Source organism: Pseudomonas sp. Z1-29, assembly GCF_051131995.1.
Lineage (GTDB): Bacteria > Pseudomonadota > Gammaproteobacteria > Pseudomonadales > Pseudomonadaceae > Aquipseudomonas.
In genome coordinates, this window is record NZ_CP071645.1 from 5,228,309 (window position 1) to 5,248,040 (window position 19,732).

Consider the following 19,732-nt stretch of genomic DNA (forward strand, 5'->3'; position numbering starts at 1 on the left):
GCGCTGAGCCGCGCAGCCAGACCCCTAATATAAAAATCCTACATTAGGCAACCCAATACATCTCCGCTCATGTGCCTGCACCGCTCGACGCGTGATTACGCGTATCCAGCGCTTTCCTCAAAAATGGCCCAAGCCACCCGGTAGTCCTCTTCCCGATCAGGTTTAAAGAAGGGGGCGTGGTAAGTGATGGTGGTTTCCCAGGGACCGCCAGGCAGGGTGTCGTCCTGATAGGTTCTGCGCACAACGCCTTGGGTTAATTGCTGGATATCTTCCCAACCGAGGGCGATGTCATGAGCGTTGGAGTCCGAGGACTCGACCGAGTAGTGGGTGCCCTCGGCCAAATCACTATTGCGGGCTTTTCTGGGCAGGCCAACGCCGACCTGGCCTTTGCTGGGTGTGAAGATGATACGGCCGCTCTGGTCGTACCAGGTATCGGCTTCGTATTGGCGCATGACTGGAAACTGAACTCGGTAGATAGTAAGCAGCTCCTCCAGAGTCAGACCGAGCGCCTGAGCTACCAATACGTCAATCTCAATCAGTGCCTGACGCCGAATGTAGTCGCTCCGCAGAGCGTTGTTGCGTTGCCACTGGGGAGTGAGATTGGTGAAGAAGTCCTGCGGCAGCGCAGGATTGGGCTTATCAATGGCCCAGCGTTGTTTACGGAAGCTGTCTTGCCAGTTGAGCTGCCAGAGATTGGCATATTGTGTGGTCAAACAGTTCAAAGCCAACCCGCGAATTTTCGCACCTGTGGACAGATTTACCAGTAGTGGCATCATCCCAACCAAGTCACCTCGACAGTCAGCTTTCCCTGTTGTCTTAACAAAAAAATCGAATGGCAGCGATATAAAACTGGTATTAAAAGTAGTTAAGATTTTGACATCTCTAAACACAATCGAGAAACCACCATCTATATGGGCAACACCAGGCGGGATGATTGCCCCAATAGCTGTCCGCTCCGACGCAGAACCGATCGCACGGCGATTAATGTGTCGGAAGTGGTCAGTGACCAACCGCTCTCGATGCTCGCCATCTTCCACCCAAGACACTCGAGGGGTACGCTCAAGGTAGGTATTGATTTCGCAGACAGGGATGTAGTTAGCGCGCGGTAAATAGTTGTCCGGCAAAGATTGCAGGTCGATATTATCGTAGTCTTTGTTACTTTTGCATCCGGGACGCGGGCTTTTGAAAAACGGATTACCAACAAAAAAATGCGGGCCGGAGAGAATCCATTGTTCTGGGCTCTTCGGGAATTGGGTAATCCTCTTCATAGTTCCGTCTTGCTGAGCGTGGACCTCATTCCAATGTTGAGTCGAATAGTACATTCCTTTCAGTCCCTCCAACCGCTGGGGCTGCGCGGCAAATTTATCCAGCACTGCCATCAACTGCCGGGCATGCAAAGATGGAAGGCGAGCTTCCAGGGCATCAGTGCCGACTTCGTCATAGAGCTGGGCAAACAGGGCAAGCTCGTGCTGACCAACATTAATAATACGATCTCGGTGGCCGTCGAAGTTCCACTTTACCTTCACTCGACCATCAGGCAGCTCCAATTCCTCCTTTATTCCCGGCACCCCTCCTATCCCGTTATGCTGGAAGCATGCATCTATTGTCATCGGATGGAACAAATTAGCCAAATTTTTAAATTTGACAACATCCAAACGACAACCATATATATTAATACTATATCTGCGACTATTATCCACCTCAGAAAACAATTTAATATCATTTTTAAACTGAAAGTGCGAACGCAAACGCTGATATATCTCACGCCTTAAAACACCACCATTGGAATCATCATAAACTCCCTCCGGGTGCAAGAAGCCGCTCACACCTTGCTTATTAGCATTGACCCAAGCACGGGGAAGAAAGCATTTGTAAAGATTGGCTTTTTGCCCAGCGAGCTGTGGATAGTTCTGGGTAGCATTGAGGAACGCTTGCGAGCCTTCCGCTTCCGCCAGCTCGGCAAACCAGGCCTGTTGAAGTTGCGGGCTGCGCTGGAAAGCGGCTTCGCGTCGGTCGGTGAGCTGCTTGGCATTGAGTTTATGCAATACAAAGGCCGGGTTGTGATCACCGAGTATACCGCCTTCCTGCCACTCCACCTTGCGCCAAGGTGGGTTGCCCAGGGTGATGTCGAAACCACCGCGCTTGGCGTAGATATCCGAAAAAGTCAGTTCCCAGTGGAAGAAGCGAAATTGTTCGCCCAGCTCGTTGGCTATGGCAAGGGTGTTGAAAAACGGGTTCTTAAACAGTTTCTCCAGGTTGAGCTCACCCTGCTGGGTGCTGACGTCGCGGACAGCCTGGGTTTCGGCGCGTAGGGTTTGTTGGGGCTCGTCGGCGGCGAAAAGGTCCTCGATGGGTTTCGCGAAGAGATCTTCTCCTTCCGCCGGTTCAGCACTGAACAAACCCTCTTGCATAGGGGTGAATTCGAAGGTTCCGGCGCTGTTGAGGATGGTGTTGAGATCGAACAACCATTTTTGTCGGTCAGGCAGTTGCTCCGCCTTGTCCAGAGGCCAGAACCACAGGGCGCACCAGTAGTCCATAGCCAGTTTCAAGCGGCGGTAGGGAGAAGCAATACGGGCGTTAGTGTTGAATATGCCGATGGTGCGCAGCTGGTCTTTTTCTTTGGTGCTAGTGTGGTGTTCGACCATGCCCTGCTGCCCCCACAAGGGATAGCTGTCTTCGGTGCGCCGACGGTGCTGTTCCAGCATCTGGGCATGTTCGCGCCACAGGCGATCGACTGCATCACTGAGCGCCTGCAGGGTACGAACTTCCTGCGCTTCGAGCGGAGCACAGAAAGCTTTTTTCCATTCTTTGATAGCCCTGAAGGCATCAGGACGCAGCTGTTTGGCAACGCTGTCGTTGTAGCCGACCATGCCGGGGTCGGGCAGCAGGAAGTGGTAAATCTCCCCTTCTTTTCGGCCACCCTCGCCTCCCTGTTCCAGCAGGCTAAAGGGGGCGAGCCGACGCGGGGCATGGTTGTACCACAGGCTCTCCTTGGCTTGTTTCTTGAGAGCGCTGGCCGAAAAGACCTCACGGCGGGCACCAATCAAGCTGTTTCCGGTGAACAGCTGGTAGCCGAACCAGGGTACGCTGTGGCCACCGCTTAGGGCGTTAAGCCAGAGTGAGACTTCCGCTAGTTCAACAGCGATGGGATTGAGGTCAACACCGAACACGTTGTGGTCGGCGATGTGCATTTTTACCCGCTGCAGTTCGCGTTGATAGTTCTCGTGAGGAATCCGTAAGCCTAGCTCCTGCTGTTTACGCGTTAGGTAGGCCTCTGCGAGCTGGTTGACGGCTTCGTTCAAGAAGGCGGCGCTGCCCATGGCGGGTTCGCACACCGTCAGATTGAGGATATCGTCGGCGGTGACCTCGTCTGTCAGGCGCTCCTTGAGGGTGTACTTCACCAAGCTTTTGGTGAGAACTTCCGGGGTGTAGTAGCTAGCGGATTTTTCCCGATCGCGCCCCGCCATACGGTATATGAATTTGCCTTTGGGGTGGACGCGCAGCTTTTTCTTCTTGTCCTCGATATCGTAAACCCATTCACTATCTTCGTCGAATTCGCTCAGTTGGCTTTGTGTAACGAAGAAGCCGGTTTCCAGCTCGTCAGGTTTGATATTTTGGCCTTTGCCGGCGACTTCGTAGAGGTCTTCGGAGGCGAAGAAACCACGGTAACTGAGCAGCGCTTCATACACGGCACCGAGTTGGTTGATACCGAGCTGGGTGTAGCTGACACGACCACGGCGCTTGCGGCCTTTCTGGGGCCGGGTCAATGACATGCTCTGGATCACCTGTTGCAGAGTTTCGTTGCTGAAGGTGACTCGGTTGAGCAACGGAGTATTAGCCGGGTCAAACAAGTGGCTGTCCAGGCCCTGCAGGGTGAAGCCGTTGGCGGTGCTTTCGTGCAACTGGTCGAGTTGGCGGTTGAGCTGGTGGCCTTTGTAGATCAAGCCGAACATGCGCTGCAGGCTGTGGTGAAAATAGTGACCGCGACGGCTTTCTTCGGTGGTCAAGCGAACACTTTCCAGATCGCGCAGGCTCTCCAGACTGTAACCTTGCCGCCAGGCATCGTGCTGGTGCGGCAGGTAGCCGAGCTCTGGCCGAGCTTCGATATAAAACAGGAAAAGGATGCGGTACATGGTGCGCAGGCATTCGCTGGACAACTGGTCGGGGTCCAGCGCATTGCTGCCACTGTAGATGCCCTCTTTGCGGTCTCGGGCCTGCTCGACCAGTTGCGCGGCCGCTTCGTTACCGAGCAACTCAATAGCGTGGCGCAGGGCATATTTCAGATCATCGGAGACGGCAAAGGCGTGTTTGTGACTGTTTTCATCCAGGCTGTCGAGTCGACTCTGGCCATCATCCGGCACCAGGCTTTCTCGGTGCAGCAGTACCGCGGTGGCCTTGAGGGTGCGGTCGTCTCGACGTCCGAGAATCTCTTCCCAGTCAAAACGCAGCATGCGATTCTGCGACCACTTGTAGCGGTCAATCAGAATGCCCTGGCGGTCGCTGAGCAGCAGTACCCAACGCGGCGGCTGCTCGTTAAACGGGCTGGATTGGCGAAACACCACTTCATTGAGGATGCGGTACCAGTCGGTATTGCTCAATTTGTCGTGGTGCGGACCAGAGCCGAAGAACTGGTCACGGTGCAGTTGCAGCGACAGCGGATCTTCGCCCTCGCTATTAGCATCCAGTGCACCCAACACCCATAGTTGGTCACCCAGCACACTGAGCACTGGCAGCTCCATATTGGCGGCAACCTCACGGTTGCCGGGCTGGTAGGGAATACCCAGCGCAACAAGCAGGTCGCGGTAGAACTCGCGTTGCAGACGGATTCGCTCACTGGCGCTGCGTTCAGTCTTGAGCTTGTGGCGCAGCGCAAAATAGCCCTGATTCAGGTTGCGCAGAGCGCGCTGCGGGGTGACGAAACCTTCGCACTGCTCTTCCCGGATTTCCCACTCTTTGATGGTGTCAGCCAGGTCGCCCTGGAATACCTCTGCAAGGTAATGGGCGCTAAAAAACTCGTTATCGTTGCTCAACCCGATAAAGGTGGCCACGCTGTCCTGTAACGACATCTAACTTTTACTCCTTTGCCTGAGCCCGACTGCTCAGTCTGTGGCCCGGGTAAATACGGCAAGAATTTGAATAAATGGCACAGGTTCTATGGTGTGAGTGTCCTGCACCCAGGTCTGGTAGTCGGCAAACACCTTTTCAATCCGGTTCAGACGCTCTTCTTTGCGAGCGGCCTTGAAATGCTCCGCCTGACTCGAACCTTCCAGTTGCAGATCGAGCTGCAGGACCTGACGCCCCTTAAGCGCCTTGAGCTCGGCCAGCTGACGCTCCAGCTGCGGTCGGTGTGCGGCGATGTAATCCTGTTGCAGTTGCTGCATCTGCTTGCGCGCAGCGGTAATCACTGCCGGCCGCAGACGTTCTAGCTGAACGATAGCCAGCGGCTGAGCGCGGTTAGGCAAGCGGTTGTCCAGCTGCAGGCGCTGCAACCACGCTTCGGCAGGTTCAATGCCCGTGACCGCGTCGTTACGGATCCTGATGGCGAACCACTTCCAGATCACTGGGTGTGCCTTGCGGTTGGGAATCAGGCCACTGACCAGGAACACACTCTCGTCGGGTTGCATTAGCTGGGTGACCCGGTCGATATCCGGCAGCGCTAGTACCGGCGCACTGTGCCGAGCCACTTGGGCCAGCAGCTTGTCTTGCAGCCATTGGATCGCCGGATGTTGGGGCCAGAGGTAGTGCAGCTTGGGCCAGGCGTTCTCGTCCTGACGACTACGGCGAATTTCTTCGGCAAAACGCTGCTTGTCAGCGGTAAGTACCAGGCTGCCATCTTCCGGGCGGATCTCCGGGGGTAGGAAGCGGAAACGGTAGTCCAGGTCGTCCGGAGGCGTCAGGGTGATGGTTTGACGCTCATTGTTGGCCGTGAAGTTGACCTGGCGGCGCTCACGGTTGATGGCTTCCAGCGCCTGACGAGCGAACTCATAGTCACTGGGGAACAAGCTGAAGCCGTCGACGGTGAACTGCTCTACCTGCTCAGGAGTTTTTGGCTGCACGGCCTCGGGGTTGAGAAACAGCGCAAGCAGATCGTCACCTTCATTACTGTCATTGGCTTGGTATTGCTGATCAAACGATTGTGCGTCGGTGCCGGTGGCCATGGCCTGCATGGTCAACGCTTCTTCAGCGTCCGCATCGTGGACCTTCATGAAAGTGGCTGGATCACCGATGTTACGGTAGGCCTGATCGTCCTTCTCCTTGAGGATTTCCAGTATGCGCTGGTCGCCCTTGACCGTCGGATTGCTACTCTGGGCAATCAGGTAGGTGATGATCGGCGTCTGCTCTTGGCCGTAGCGGTCAACCCGACCGTTGCGCTGCTGGAACACCATCAGCGACCAGGGCAGATCAAAATGCACCAGACGATGAGACAGGTAGTGCAGGTTGATACCCTCACTAGCCACGTCCGAACACAGCAATACACGCAGCTTGCTTTCCGGCTTGCCGAAGGCTTCGACGATGGATTGCTGTTCTATGTCGCTCATGCCGCCATGCAGTATCTGGATGGCATCGTCCTTAAGCTTGAGATCCTGCTGCAATTGGGCCTGCAGCCAGTTGAGCGTTTCGATACGCTCACTGAAGATCACCAGGCGGTCGTCGGTGTCGCTCTTCTTCCAGCCAAAGTCCTTGCTGTTCAGCAGGCCGAGAAATTCCCGATATTTGCTGAAGCTGGTCGGGGTGATGTTGCGCAAGGCGTGCTGAAGGTTGTGAAGCGCTTCAATTTCAGCCTGCTCGTCGGTGCTGGCACCCTTACCCTGCAACTTGGCAATGCGCTGCTTGACCGATATCTCGGCGGCAGCCGGCGAGCTAAACATGGCTTTCTGCAGGCCGATACGCACTAACTGGCCGTTGCTGGTCGCACTATGCTCGCCACGGTATGTGAAGGGCACATCAAGCAGGGCCTGGTAAGCACCCTCCTCCTCCAGCGAGGCGTACAGGTAGATGTCCTTGACTACTCGCTCCTTGAACTCCTGCTTTACTTGGTCGCGGATGTCCTTCTTGAAGCGACGGATGACCAGCCCCTTATCGCGGAAGTCCTCCTTGGCGTAGTCGTCCGGATCGGAAATGGCAGTCGGGTCAAGCATGTTCATCAGGCTGGCGAAGCTGCGCGCCTTGCCGTCATGCGGCGTGGCCGAGAGCATGATCAGCGTATCGGAGCGGCCAGCCAGCAGTTGCGCGAGCTTGGCACGCTGCGAGCCACTGCTGCGCTCGGCGACGTTATGTGCCTCGTCGATGACAATAATGTCCCAGTAGGCCTCTTCCAGATGGCGGCGATACTCGTTGTCCTGCTTCAGCGTGTCGATAGAGATGATCGACTTATCGTAGTAGTAGAAAGGGTTGTGATTACCCGGTATGTGATTGCGCACACGCTGCAGGCCGGCGGAGTCCAGCCGAGTCAGCGGGATAGTGAATCGGTTCCACATCTCCTTCTGGAACTGGGTCATCATGCTTTTCAGCGTCAGCACCAGAATGCGCTTGCCGCGGCCCCGGCGGATCAGCTCCGTCATCAGGATGCCGGCTTCCAGGGTTTTCCCCAGGCCCACCGAGTCGGCAATAAGGATCCTCTGGCGATTCTGCTTAAGCGCCTGCAGCGCTGGGTCGAGCTGGTAAGGCACCGTATCCATCGCTGCGCGATGGCCCAGATGAATCATGCCATCTGCTGGAGTGATCTGCCGCAGCTGGGTTTCGATGAACAGACGGCTCTTCTCGAAGCCTGGAGTGGTGTCCTGCTCGAAGCGGGTATCTACCGGATCCAGAATACGGATCACGTCAGCCTGCTCCTCTAGCCGAGAGAGAAACTGCGCACTCTTGCCATTGACCAGCTCGGATAACCCATCGACGGTGAGGATGTAACCACCGTCATCGCAGGGATCAGCTCGGCGCACTACCCATTCGCAGTCACGGATAACGACGCGAGCGCCTGGAGCATAAAGACTTTGCATTGAAAATTCCTGTAACAGACACGACCCCGACATCCAGTGTCATGTGACGACAACGATAATGGCCGGATGATGCGACATATCCACCAGTGAGGTGAAGCCTTAACTGGATATTTAGCTGACCGGATGAAAATCATGCGGCAATGGGCGGCCAACCACCGCTCACCAGTTCCGACTGTAGTGATGCGCACTGGTGAGCGCTGCCATTTACTCCACGCTACTCAACGGCAAAACGCCTTTGGTAATGGCGCTGCATTGCCGCCAGCATCGACGCCTGATGTTCAGCCGCCCATGTATCTCCCCATTCGTCGTTCGAGTAGATCAAGTCCATTTTCAAAGAGTCTGGCCGCTTCTCAAGGGCTCGCTTATTGAGGAATCGCTGGCGCTTTTCGTTGTATGGCAGATTGCTGTACTCGGAGTTAATGCTACGCGAGACCAGCGCCAGATTGCCAAAGCGGTTCAGCCAGGTGTTGGTGACCTTATTGGTATCGGTCGCCTGTGGATTCTGCGGCGAAATATGCTCCACCGAGTTTTTGGCTGTGAAGCGGAAGTTGCCCCATGCATCATGATCACAATGCTTCTCATGCCAGAGCACGAAGTCCAGTTTGTAGAACCAGTAATGGGAAAATTCCACGCCGTCGTCGCCGGGCAGCACTGCCTCGAATTGAAGCTCGGTAGCGGTACGCCAGGGCTCGTCCATGAATCCCCGCGTGCGCACTACCAAAGGATCGCTCGTCACCTCCCCGAGGAGTTGGTTATCCAAATGGCACAGGAAGTCGTAGTAGCGCTCAACCTCTCCCACGCCGCCACGTAACGTTTGCGCGTGCTTGTGGATGAAATAGAGGAAAGGTGTCACCCAATAATGGGTGGTGATCTCCTGGGAGTGGTAGAGCATGCTCTGCAGTAACGACATGCCTTGTTTCAGATCGTTGTCACGGCTGCGACTGATGTAACGTTTATCATCATTGGCAGAGATCGAGGTGTGGCAAATTTGATGAATTTCGTCATCGCCCTGGTCGACCCATTTGATGACGTATTCATCCCAAAGCACCCGCATACGCCAGAGCAGGTCAATGAACCCTTGCGCCCTTGCGGTACGCTGCGCTGGCTCCGCCGACAGCAGTAAGTGGGCCTCGAACAAGGTAAGTAGGTTCCGATCCAGCACGCGGGGCACATCCGGCTGCCCTTGCTCTTTCAACCAGATACGCAGCACATGCAGAAGGAACAGTGGGAAGCCAATAATACTACGCGCCCATGGCGCTTCGCCTTCATCCACCGCGATGGCCGCTGAACCATTGTCAAACCTGGTAACTGCGCCGTTGACGATTTTCTCCAAAGTCAGTCGTTCAGCGGATTCCGCTTGTGCAGCCTCGGCTCTTCGCGACAGCAGCCCGTGCACAGCTGCCGCGTGCAGCAACTGCCCCTTGCTATAGAGATCACCCAGACGGTGAGCCTCCAGCTGAGTTTCCTGGCAAAGGTTACGTTCGACAAAACCACTCATGTCGGCACAGGCATTCCACAAAGCCGCGTAACGGGAACGGCTTTCTGCAGGGATGTCGCGCAATAGCCTGGCCTTGAGAATTTCGTGATGTTGGAGCTGGATGCCGCGGTTGTTGATGACTTCGAACAACTTGTTCAAGTCCATCCCCTCAGGCACCTGTGTGAGCACGAGCGAGACGTTGCGATAAACGAAGCCAGCCAGCGCCTTGAGATATTCATCATCCACAGGTCCGCCATCCGCACGCTTATAGGTCTGTTTGAAGGAAACCATCAATTGCTGAGCTTCTCTCATGCTTTGGGTATCGAGGATCTCCGGGCTCGCTCCCCCCTTGCCCGGCATCATGCTGGCAAGGAAGGCGTTCACTTGCTCGCGAATCGAGAAGTGCAAACGCGGAATCACACCGTCTTTCAGCACCACCCTGCTGAAATCCCCCATCACCTGGTTCCATATGACGATCGTGCTGAGCATCCACAGCGTAGTAAAGCGCTGCTGCCCGTCGATCAGGTCGAAGCGGCGCAAGCCCTTAAGGCGGTCTTGCTCAGAGGTTTTTTCGACCAGCAGGGCACCACCCAGAAAGAACTGCTCATCGCGCCGATCGAAGGCATTGGCCATATCGGTCAGTAACGTCTTTATCTGATCGTCACCCCAAACGTACAAGCGCTGATAGATGGGCACGTTGAAGCACCAGGCCGCGTCGTCTTGATTAACCAGCTGTTCCAAGGTGAAGAGACGGGAATCAATACGCATGGCGATCTTCCTGGCAAGCCTTCAAGTACGTTTCGAGCCATTGCGATTTACCCGCAAGGCTCAAGCATTCGGAATCCAACTGCCCTTGATAGAACTCGAGGACTGCCCTCTTGTATCGTCCCTGCACACCCTGCCCTGTTGCTACCGTTTCGTGGGCATACGAAGACGCCACCGCTTGTTGTCGGTGCTGAAGAAAGTCCAGCACCTGCTTCGGATGGTAACTCTGGGCAATCACATCCAACAGGTTCAGCTCGGCCAGCCTGAAGAAATTGGCCGCGGTTTCCTGCTTGACCTGTTTTTTCTCCAAGCGAATCGCACCCAGCAAAAACTCCAAGCGCAGGGCAAAGGCGGTCAGTTGTTCAACTTCGAACTGATCGACATACATCAGGCTGCACAGCATGAAGATCTCGCGCAGGTACTCTTGGTTATTGCGCAGCAGCTGTTTGTAGATCGTGCGGAACGTGCTCACCTGCAGGCATGGCGCTGGATCATTCATCAGCCGTTGCAGCAACGCTGCGTACTTGTCTGCGTAAAGAAAGAACCCAACACCTTCATGGATGGGCTGACGCAACGCCATGGGCAGGCTTGCAGGATTTTGACCGACTCGCAGCTGGCTGCCCTGCAGCACGTAATCGCCATCTCCCGCCAGAGTCATGCAGGACGCTAGCCGATTGTGCCGAGTCGCATAGAGCGGCACGCTGTCAATGCGGCTACGGCTGTCGGCGACGTGGGGCCAAGTGTCGCGCTGGAATTCTGCCAGGAGCGGTTCGTGCCTCCCCGCAGGCGTGTGCGATCCGCGCCAACGCCGCGCACGCCAGAGAAAACGATTGAATAAGTTAGGGGCAAAGTCCTGACCAGGGCTTAGTACCGCCGGGTGGCGTTGTAGACTCTCCCAACGCTCCGCACAGTGCCGCTGCAGTGCTGCCTTGAGTTCGGTCTTCCCTTGCGCATAGTCGATCGCACGCAGGTGGTAGGCCTTGAGCAGGTCAGTGGCCTCCAAGCGCACCCCGCGGTTGTTCTGGGTGTCGAAGAAGGTGAAAGCGAGGTCAGTGCTGTCCACTTCGATCACTGTCAGCCGTAGCCTTTCGATGATCTGCGGCGTAATCGCCTCCATTTGCTTCAATGCCTGCAACCCTTCAGCAATATGTCGCGCGGATTGGCCCGAATAGCTGAGTGCCTGCCCCACTGGCAACTTGCCGGTAGAGCGGTGGTACAACAGCGATAGCGCGGTGATGCGCTGCTGACCATCGATGATGAACCGCTTCGACTGGTTTGCGTCGCGATGCAGTAGTACCCCGCCCATGTAGTAAGGCAAGCTGGTATCCGCCTGTTCTGCATATGCTGCTAGGTCACTGACCAATTGCGTCAGCTTATCTGGCCCCCAGACGAAACCACGCTGATAGCTGTCCAATGCCAATGGCCAATCGCTTGCATTGAGCAATTCGGCGAAAGGCAGAGTACTGACCCGCACAAGCGAATTCGGCTTGGCGGTCAGGAATTCCCAGCTCAATTTTCGTCCCAACGTCTACGCAGCGTCCTGATCAGTGCGTTCCCCCGCAACGCGCGACCGTCTGGCCCACAGAGCGCGACAGAACCTTCCGGCAACCCAAAGACTTCTTCGATCCTTGCCCGGATGGTGCTCACTTTTGCATCCGAGCGCGCGGCCCGATAGCGAGCCGCCTTCCGGTTGCCGATAACGACCGTCGAGTCTTCTTCCTGGTCATCCGAAGCCTGCAGGTCCTCAGCATCCCAGGCCTCTTCCGTTTCATCCTCCTCGATAGGCTCGGCATCGTCGTCGACCTCTTCAGCCTCGTCAGCTTCAGCGGTCAGGTCAGCCAGTGTCTGGGCGTGGGAGTACCAAGTGCTGGCATCCTCTTGTTCCCACACCAGGCCATCCTGAACATGGAAAGTGCGCAAGGCAGCGGAAGACGGAACGTAATCGCTGAAACACGACTTCACGGCTGGCAACCGTTCAAAGCCGGCCCCCAAGGCACGCAGCACTTTTTCTGGACCTGCAACCAGCAAAAACTCAGACCAGCACGGCTCGCGGAAATTGACGCTGACAGTACCGTACATATAGAGAGTCGCCCGGAATGATGCGTCCTGCTCGGCTAATTGGGTGAGTACCTGCATCACCGTGCGGTAGATGCTGAAACCTGCGTCCTCGATGGACTGCGAATCGACCTCGACGGTGGGTAGCGGCGATTTACTGTTGACGAACGCGAGCTCCGTCACCGATTTCTTGATCATTGCCTTCATTCCTTGAGCGGGACCTTGGGTGGGCTTCACGACCTAATTTGCCATGATTGCAAACGTTGGGATGAGCGCACACAGCTGCGATAGCCATCCCGCGCGGAAGCCGCATGGTTGAGAAAGCATAATGCCACTATTACATGATAAGACTCTACAAGCCTCCGTCGAACCTGGCTTCAGGCTTGGGGTCACCACCTAGAACAGCAGCGTCAACCGGGATCAACTGCGTAACTGCGCCAACCTGCTAGGAAAGCTGGTACCGTTAATTATTCTGCTCATCCTGAAACACCCAGAAAACTTGTGGGGAGCGTTATCCGGGTGTTGTTCAACTAGATGACTGCGATTGAAGCAAAGGTCGGCTTACAGGCAACACAACTGCTTGACCACAGACCAGAAATACCCTTAACAGTATTTCAATTGGCATTAAATCTTCGAATACAATCCGATTTTCAGTGATTCAATCGATATGTTACTGGCTTGATTTAGCTACCCCGAGGCTGCCGTAGGTACGGTACGGAGTCCGCAACGAACATTCACTAGGTGGTTAAAATGGTGTCCAATTAAATTAAGTGAACACCATTCCTTTCGGCGGAATGGTCGGGAAGAAGAGTCGATAGGCGCATAGCCTTGATTAGCGAGAGACTCGACAAATCACCACTTTCCCCGCGCCGCTCACCTCAATCGCGCCATAGCGTCTGCAAGCACTTGATCAGCGCTATAGGACTCACGCTCAATGTTAACCAGCGCCGCTTCCGAAGCTCGTAACTCATTACGCGCCCTCTGTGCATTCAGCACGCGACCAACACACTGTAGCGTGTCCTGATAGCCCTGCTCGATCCACGATGGAATTTTCTCGCCATCAAAACCTAACAAGTCGCGAGCCCCCGCCAAAGGCCCATTCGCACGTGCCAAACTCTTGCTCGGGCGAATCTCCAAAATGGTGGCATCAGGGAATTGCTGCCTGCTCCAGACTGATCCATCACTCAGATGCGTGACGATGACCAGGTTGCAACCCGCCTCCAACAAGGGAGTAATCGGCGTATTGCCTTGCATGGTTTGCCAACCACCCTGCCCTCCGTCTGACCAGCTTCGCCCATCATGGCGACGTGATTTGAAAAGCAACGGAAGCGCCGCCGAGGCCAGCAAGATGCGTTTCTGTTCCTCCTCATCTGCAATCGACTGGACATGGAAAAACTTTGAATGTGGCGTGTCACCAAAGCCAAGTTCAGCACAGAGAGCACGCGCTATATCCTCGAGCCCTCCCAAGCTCTCGTACAGAGAAACGTACAATGGCAGGCCGCGCTGCAGATCTTTGCTGACCAAGAACTCATCCATTAGTTGCTGCAACGGCTTGTCGTCTAGAAAACCGTCTTCCCAGCCATTCAGCCACTCGGGGAACTCGACATCAAAGCGCTGGGCTAGCCTCTTGGCGCCATGAGCTGCAGCAAGAATGGCAGGCGCGCCGTTCATGCGTAATCCTGCAGCTACCAGCAATGACACATAGCCTGGCATTTTCAAACTCAAAGGGGAGCTTTTACTCAAACGCCCCCACAATTCTTCTAGACGCTCAATGGCAACATCCAGCGAAGGCGCTGACGCGAGAATGCCCCCATTGAGTGCTCCGATACTTGCACCTGAAACAGCATCAATGCGAGTACCCAGCTCGCGCAACGCTTTCAGCACACCAACTTGGTATGCACCTTTCGCTCCTCCACCCGACAGCACCAAGCCCACTTTCAAGGATGCACTCATGCTGAAGTCTCCAAGAACAATTCATTGACCAACCCTTCAGTCATACGCCGGGCAGAACCCAGCAGAGGCACTTGGAGTGGTAACTCGTCAGGCACCTGCGAAATTGCATAGGACATTGGCGAACGATCAGGACACGACCAATCACCCAGATAAGCAAGCGTCTCTTCGCTTACATTCCACGGTACGCCAGGCGAAGGCCTCGCCAGCCAGCGATTTCGGGTAGCGATGCGCTCCCCTTGCCCCACCTGAGCGTCTCGACTCAGCTGTATGATCGCCCGGTTGGCTAGGTCCTCCAACAGTTGCTGACGCTCAGTACCAGAAATGGTTAGGCAATGATCGCCGAATGCCCCCCAGCGCAACTCTTCCAGCACCGCATAACAGCGGCCAGTAAGACTAAGACCAGCGAACCGACCCGCGCCCCACTTGCCCATAACACTCTCGAGGTGTAACTGGGCACGTTGCGTACAATCGATTCTCGCAACATTTAGCTCTAAAGCACTGCATCGATCGCCAAGGTGCTGCGAAAGTCGCTCCAACGCATAGCGGGTATCGGCTGAATAGTTAGCGACCGTAGCTAAATCCTGCTTCATTCCACTCACCCGCATCTGCACTTGATAGATCGCGCGGTTACTCTTGGCCAACGATTGAGTCAAGTCGACCAGCCACTCCAGTGCCCCTTCGACGCCATCGGTGAGGCTTGCATTGATTTCCGTCTGGTTCTGGGCTGTTTTGCCAGTAAACCCATCGTAAAGGCGGTCGAACATCCCGGTCCGAGTCGACATATGCCTCTGGCGCTCGCGCACCACATCGATACCGTTGGCGAAGTCCACCACGAATTTTTCCGGCAGGCAGGTAAACAGACGGCTCATTTCGCCAATCAACTCATCGTTTTGCGCTTCGCTCATGCTGGCACCCCAGCCGGGCTCACATCTCGCAGCAGCTCCTCGCTGTCGCGCTTGATGGGCATGACCTCGCGTTTGTAACTAGAAAGCAAACCAGCCAATGCAATTTGCTCGTCCTGGCTGCGTTCCTGATCGCGAATACTCTGTTGCAAATCGCTTCGAATGCTTTCGATGCTGCCTTTTAGTTGCTCGAAGAAGGTGTGAAGCCCTTCATTGAGCGGCTGAGCGATGGTGTCCGCAGCGGAGGCTTCCAGGTCTTTGAACAGCTGTTCGATCGATGCGTCGATGGCTTTGCGGACCTTGTTGATATCGACTGCGTAATAGCCCTGCTTGACCGTGTACTCTTCCCAGCCCCAGTCAGAGGTACCGAACCAGCTACAAATGGTGCCCCATGCACCTTTGCTGCGGCGAGAGCGCGTGACGTTACGGTGCTTGTTATCCACCGAATCACGCAGAATCTCGCCAGCGGTGTACTTGAGAGTCAGCGGGGTCGTGTCCGGGATTTTCACATCGATGGCAAAACCGCTGCGATTGAGCCGCTCATTCAGGCCTGCGATAAGTTTGTTGGCTTCGGCTTCGATATCAACTGCGAAAGTGATGCGGAAATCCTTGAGGATTTCACCCATACGCCTTACCAGTTCGACTTCACCATCGCTAATGATGCTGTGCACCCCATCTTCGATTTTTTTCAGCAGCGCTTCGGCCTCAGACTGCTTATCGAAATTGATTACTGGGCTTTCTTCGTCGAATTCAAAATCGAAACCGTTGCGCGCGCGACGAGCCTGTTCGCCACCCAACCAAGTGCTAAAGGCTCCCTTAAGGAGCCCTGCCATGGTCGGTGCGAGCTGCTCTTGCATTCTGGCGACGGCTTGTTGCTGCTCTTGCCGCTTTCCCGCTTTGAATCCTTCGCCGACCTCATGCTTGATAGCCTCCGCCAATTCGGTGAAGGTCATGCTCATCTCGCACTTGATTTCCGCCAGCGCGTTCTGCGAAGACTCCTCGCTGTCCTGTTCCAGGCGATCAATCATTGCAATGTCATGGCGCAGCGACCCAATCTGCTCCTGAAGTTCTTCGGCGCTCTTGGCCAGCGCGGTATCACGCACTTCCAGGAAGCGTGCAAGGCGGGTCGCCGTGTCAACCAGTTTCGACGCAGCAGAGGACAACGCCATGACGGCTGCCTGCCGGTGGGCCTTGAAGATCACTTTCTCCAGCGGCTCGGCGAAATTTGATTTTTTCCAAAGGTGACTGGCACCGCGCTGGACAAGTTCGGTGTCTTGCAAGGCGTCTTCCCATTCCATGCCCAGCACCAACTGGCCGAAGTCTTCGACCCAGGCATTTTGGCCTCTCTTGGCCTCAGGAAGCTTGCCGTGGTTGGCAATTTCCTGTTGGGCACGGCTGGCCAAATATCCCCAGCGCGAAGAGACTGGATAGACATCTGCTGCATCGAGCCTGCGATTCATCAACGACTCGGCCACGAAGGTACGTGTTTGGTCAGCACTGTCGCCGTTGCGGTCCCTTTGGTCGAACTTGTTCACCAATGCAAACAGTCGCCCTTCGGCAATATCGGCAATCTCATCCAGCTCCTTTCGCACCTGCTCATCGGCGTCAGACTTGAGCTGTGTGAAGTCCATGACAGCCAACACAGCCGAAGCCTTCTTCAACTGTTCCTTGAGCATTTTGCGAAGATGCTGCTGGCCCGCCTCATTGGGGCCGGGTGTATCGAGCAATGCCAATTTACCCTGACCCGCCGCCTGGCCGAGATGAGAAAATTCGATGCGGATGACAGGGTAATCGTCGATACTGGAGTAGCTGCCAAAGGGGAAGTCCACCCCCAGAAACGCCGCAAGCCGTACCAAATCGTTCAGGCTTTTGAGGAACCAGAAGATATTTTCCGACCCCTCATATAGCGCTTTGAAACTTCCCCGCTGATCAATCAGCTGCAGCAGGTCAAGCATGTCATCGGTACGCTCCAGATTCTGCAGCGCCGCGTCACCTCGGTCAGATGAGATTACTTTGCCAAGCTGCACAATGAGGTCGTTGATCGGCTTGCAGTTTTTCAGCTCCAACACTGGCTCGACTTGGCCAGGGGTGTGCTCGATCAAAGTCGGCAACGCAGTCATTGGCCGGTTGCGGTTAGGCAGCACTTCATGTCCAACGATGGCATTGATTGTGGTTGATTTACCGGCCTTCATGGTGCCGACCACGGCCAGTACCATCTTCAATTCGCCGACTTTGACCAGCTCGCCTTCGAGGTAACCAATCTCTTGGATGACATTCGCTTTGCTGAAGGTCTGATGCTCATCACCCTGATCATCAGACAGCACACCTTCGCCTTCCTGCACGTGATGCAGCAAGCCTAGCTCCAAGCTTAGAAGCCTACGAGCTTCATCACGTAGCAGATCTATCGATTGTTCCTGCATCAAAAACTCCTTGCGCGAGGCATCATTGGCCTCTAGTCATCCGTAAAACGCCTACCGCAGACAAGCGGCCTATCTTCGTCACGCCGATAATATCAAAATGACAGCAACCTACTGTGAACTCAAATCACGATTGCCAGTGGGCAAACAAAGAGCGGCATAACCCTGATCACGCCACCCCAGACATGGCGACAGCCCGCTATGCAAACGCCCTGAACGGCACGCTACTCAATCCATTGCCGCTGATCACTCCGCAACCGGCACCAACGCCTCCAGCAACTCACACTTGCGCCGCAACTGCACCACATGCTCTCGCTCCGCCCGCAACGCTGACCGCAGCTCACTATTCTCCATCTCCCAAATCTGCAACCAGCGCAGATCCCTCTGGCAGTGCTCCACCGTCTTCCCAAGCTCGCCGAGCTTTAAACCCTGCTGAATCAGCACCAGCAGGATGATCCCCATCGCCACCAATGCACCCGTCGCAACCACTTCCGGCATAGCCATACTCATATCCTTTGCTGCCTGCGAAGTATTCAAAAGACAAGCGAAAGATATGTAATGTGAAATTACACGTCTAGAATGTAGACTTATACAGGTAAAGTAATCGCGCACATGGAGAGGGTATGAAACGCAAGCAATCCATCGAGCGGGTACGCTGGGACCTGGCACTTCGCTATCGCTTGATCGAGACCGTTGCCTGGTGGGAAGGCCGGCTGACCACGGGCCACCTGATGCAGAGCTTTGGCATCAGCCGCCAGCAGGCGTCTAAGGACATCAATACGTACATCACCGAACATGCGCCCAAAAACTTGACATATGACAAGCAGCTCAAGGGCTATGTGCCGAGCAAGCATTTCAAGCCGCTGTTCATCGACAACAGCGCCAGCGCCTACCTGCACCTGCTCTACCAGAACAATGAGCGCGCCCCGCACATCGACGGGCTGGCTCTGGCGTATGCGCACACCCGGGTTCTGGAAGTGCCTGACCGCCCCATTCGGCCAGAGGTACTGCGCCCTTTGCTCAAGGCCTGCCGTGAAGGCCTGCGCCTGGAAACCGAATACGTGTCCTTCAACACCCCCAACGTCGAGGTGCGCCTGATCGCCCCCCACACGCTGGTCTACACCGGCATGCGCTGGCACGTGCGGGCCTATTGCGAAAAGAACGGCCAATACCGCGACTTCGTCCTTAGCCGCCTGCGTGGGCAGCCAGACTTGCTCGACGTTTCACCGAACACGCGCGAGCAGGATGAAGACTGGAATGTCGAGGTGCCGGTCATCTTCGCGCCTGATGGGCGGTTGAACGAGGCGCAGAAGGCAATCATTGAAACCGACTACGGCATGACGCAGGGGCAATTGGTGGTGCCAAGCCGCAGGGCATTGGTGAAGTATGTGTTGCAGCGGTACCAGATTGACCACCGCAACATGGCGATACTTCCCGAGGCCCAGCAACTGGTGGTGAGCAACCTCCAGGAACTGCAGCCGTGGTTGATGAAATACTGACGCTTGGATCTTAGCAGCGTCAACCGAGATCAACTGCGTGACTGCGCCAACCTGCTCGGCAACCTAGTTCCGGTCATCATTCTACTGATGCTGGATAACCCGGACACATTGTGGGGTGATGCGTGTTATCCCGTAGTCGTTAGCTCAGTGACCGCGCTTGGACCAAGGGTCGCCCTACAGCGGGCGACCCTTGGTCATCAGCAGTCCAGGAACACTTTTCGCAGTATTCCAATCGGTATTCCAGCTTAAAATACAAACCGGAACTCACCCAATTAATCAACATGTTACTGACCTAATTCAGATTACCCCGGCCCACCAACTCAACGAAAAAAGACGTCTAGGGACGTCTTTTTTGTGCCTGAAACCCAGCGAAATCAAGAGTCTCAGCGATTCCGAGGTGTTTTGGCATCCGCCGAGTTCTGACTGTTCAGGTATTCCAAGCCCGCCGGGACTTATCTCTGGAATACCAAACAGCGCCTGAGGTAGATCTCATCCCTGCTCCAGCCCTGCGACGATCCGACCGACAACTGAAGGGAGCCAAACCGGAGTCCAAGGATTACGTCCTCACAGATGACGACGGTTTGCAGCTCCGCGTACGCAGCAACGGCCCAGCAATCATCCATTTCCATCCGAAATCAGACCATGACCAGGAAACGCTGAAGTTCTC

Annotated in this window: 10 protein-coding genes and 1 pseudogene; 2 read left to right on the top strand and 9 right to left on the bottom strand. The window is 55.4% G+C overall.

What is annotated here, in order from left to right:
- Positions 1–95 precede the first annotated feature (95 nt).
- The 9 genes from J3P84_RS23885 to J3P84_RS23925 all read right to left on the bottom strand — a co-directional run bounded on the left by J3P84_RS23885 (position 96) and on the right by J3P84_RS23925 (position 18,070).
- On the bottom strand, positions 96–5,066 hold the full coding sequence (locus J3P84_RS23885; protein ID WP_434626241.1) for an Eco57I restriction-modification methylase domain-containing protein: 4,971 nt from the start codon (positions 5,064–5,066) through the stop codon (positions 96–98).
- A gap of 33 nt (positions 5,067–5,099) precedes the next feature.
- Positions 5,100–7,997: a DEAD/DEAH box helicase gene (locus J3P84_RS23890; protein WP_434626242.1), complete on the bottom strand. Its 2,898-nt coding sequence runs from the start codon at positions 7,995–7,997 to the stop codon at positions 5,100–5,102.
- A 214-nt stretch (positions 7,998–8,211) separates the two neighbouring features.
- The gene (locus J3P84_RS23895; RefSeq protein WP_434626243.1) at positions 8,212–10,242 is read right to left on the bottom strand and encodes a DUF262 domain-containing protein; all 2,031 of its coding nucleotides are present in this window, start codon (positions 10,240–10,242) and stop codon (positions 8,212–8,214) included.
- Positions 10,232–11,752, bottom strand: a complete 1,521-nt coding sequence (locus tag J3P84_RS23900; protein ID WP_434626244.1) for a DUF262 domain-containing protein — start codon at positions 11,750–11,752, stop codon at positions 10,232–10,234. Before J3P84_RS23900 ends, J3P84_RS23895 begins: the two co-directional genes overlap by 11 nt.
- Entirely contained in the window at positions 11,749–12,492 is a 744-nt protein-coding gene (locus J3P84_RS23905) for a hypothetical protein (RefSeq protein WP_434626245.1), read from the bottom strand. Before J3P84_RS23905 ends, J3P84_RS23900 begins: the two co-directional genes overlap by 4 nt.
- A gap of 675 nt (positions 12,493–13,167) precedes the next feature.
- On the bottom strand, positions 13,168–14,247 hold the full coding sequence (locus tag J3P84_RS23910) for a patatin-like phospholipase family protein (RefSeq protein WP_434626246.1): 1,080 nt from the start codon (positions 14,245–14,247) through the stop codon (positions 13,168–13,170).
- The gene (locus J3P84_RS23915) at positions 14,244–15,152 is read right to left on the bottom strand and encodes a diguanylate cyclase regulator RdcB family protein (protein WP_434626247.1); all 909 of its coding nucleotides are present in this window, start codon (positions 15,150–15,152) and stop codon (positions 14,244–14,246) included. Before J3P84_RS23915 ends, J3P84_RS23910 begins: the two co-directional genes overlap by 4 nt.
- The gene (locus J3P84_RS23920) at positions 15,149–17,569 is read right to left on the bottom strand and encodes a dynamin family protein (RefSeq protein ID WP_434626248.1); all 2,421 of its coding nucleotides are present in this window, start codon (positions 17,567–17,569) and stop codon (positions 15,149–15,151) included. The genes J3P84_RS23915 and J3P84_RS23920 overlap by 4 nt, the downstream gene beginning before the upstream one ends.
- A gap of 243 nt (positions 17,570–17,812) precedes the next feature.
- Positions 17,813–18,070 carry a hypothetical protein gene (locus tag J3P84_RS23925; protein ID WP_064053100.1) on the bottom strand — a complete coding sequence of 86 codons (258 nt, stop codon included), beginning with the start codon at positions 18,068–18,070 and terminating at the stop codon, positions 17,813–17,815.
- A 119-nt stretch (positions 18,071–18,189) separates the two neighbouring features.
- Between J3P84_RS23925 and J3P84_RS23930 the strand changes: the two genes are divergently transcribed.
- Positions 18,190–19,065, top strand: coding sequence for a WYL domain-containing protein (locus J3P84_RS23930; protein ID WP_434626249.1), 876 nt, complete (start codon positions 18,190–18,192; stop codon positions 19,063–19,065).
- Positions 19,066–19,556: 491 nt separating this feature from the next.
- Positions 19,557–19,694: pseudogene (locus J3P84_RS23935) on the top strand (integrase); the annotation flags it as partial.
- Positions 19,695–19,732 lie beyond the last annotated feature (38 nt).

Excerpts from the sequence above, each read along its gene's own strand:
- J3P84_RS23920 (WP_434626248.1), bottom strand. The coding sequence starts at position 17,569 with ATGCAGGAACAATCGATAGATCTGCTACGTGATGAAGCTCGTAGGCTT.
- J3P84_RS23925 (WP_064053100.1), bottom strand. The coding sequence starts at position 18,070 with ATGGCTATGCCGGAAGTGGTTGCGACGGGTGCATTGGTGGCGATGGGG.
- J3P84_RS23905 (WP_434626245.1), bottom strand. The coding sequence starts at position 12,492 with ATGATCAAGAAATCGGTGACGGAGCTCGCGTTCGTCAACAGTAAATCG.
- J3P84_RS23885 (WP_434626241.1), bottom strand. The coding sequence starts at position 5,066 with ATGTCGTTACAGGACAGCGTGGCCACCTTTATCGGGTTGAGCAACGAT.
- J3P84_RS23910 (WP_434626246.1), bottom strand. The coding sequence starts at position 14,247 with ATGAGTGCATCCTTGAAAGTGGGCTTGGTGCTGTCGGGTGGAGGAGCG.
- J3P84_RS23930 (WP_434626249.1), top strand. The coding sequence starts at position 18,190 with ATGAAACGCAAGCAATCCATCGAGCGGGTACGCTGGGACCTGGCACTT.
- J3P84_RS23915 (WP_434626247.1), bottom strand. The coding sequence starts at position 15,152 with ATGAGCGAAGCGCAAAACGATGAGTTGATTGGCGAAATGAGCCGTCTG.
- J3P84_RS23895 (WP_434626243.1), bottom strand. The coding sequence starts at position 10,242 with ATGCGTATTGATTCCCGTCTCTTCACCTTGGAACAGCTGGTTAATCAA.
- J3P84_RS23890 (WP_434626242.1), bottom strand. The coding sequence starts at position 7,997 with ATGCAAAGTCTTTATGCTCCAGGCGCTCGCGTCGTTATCCGTGACTGC.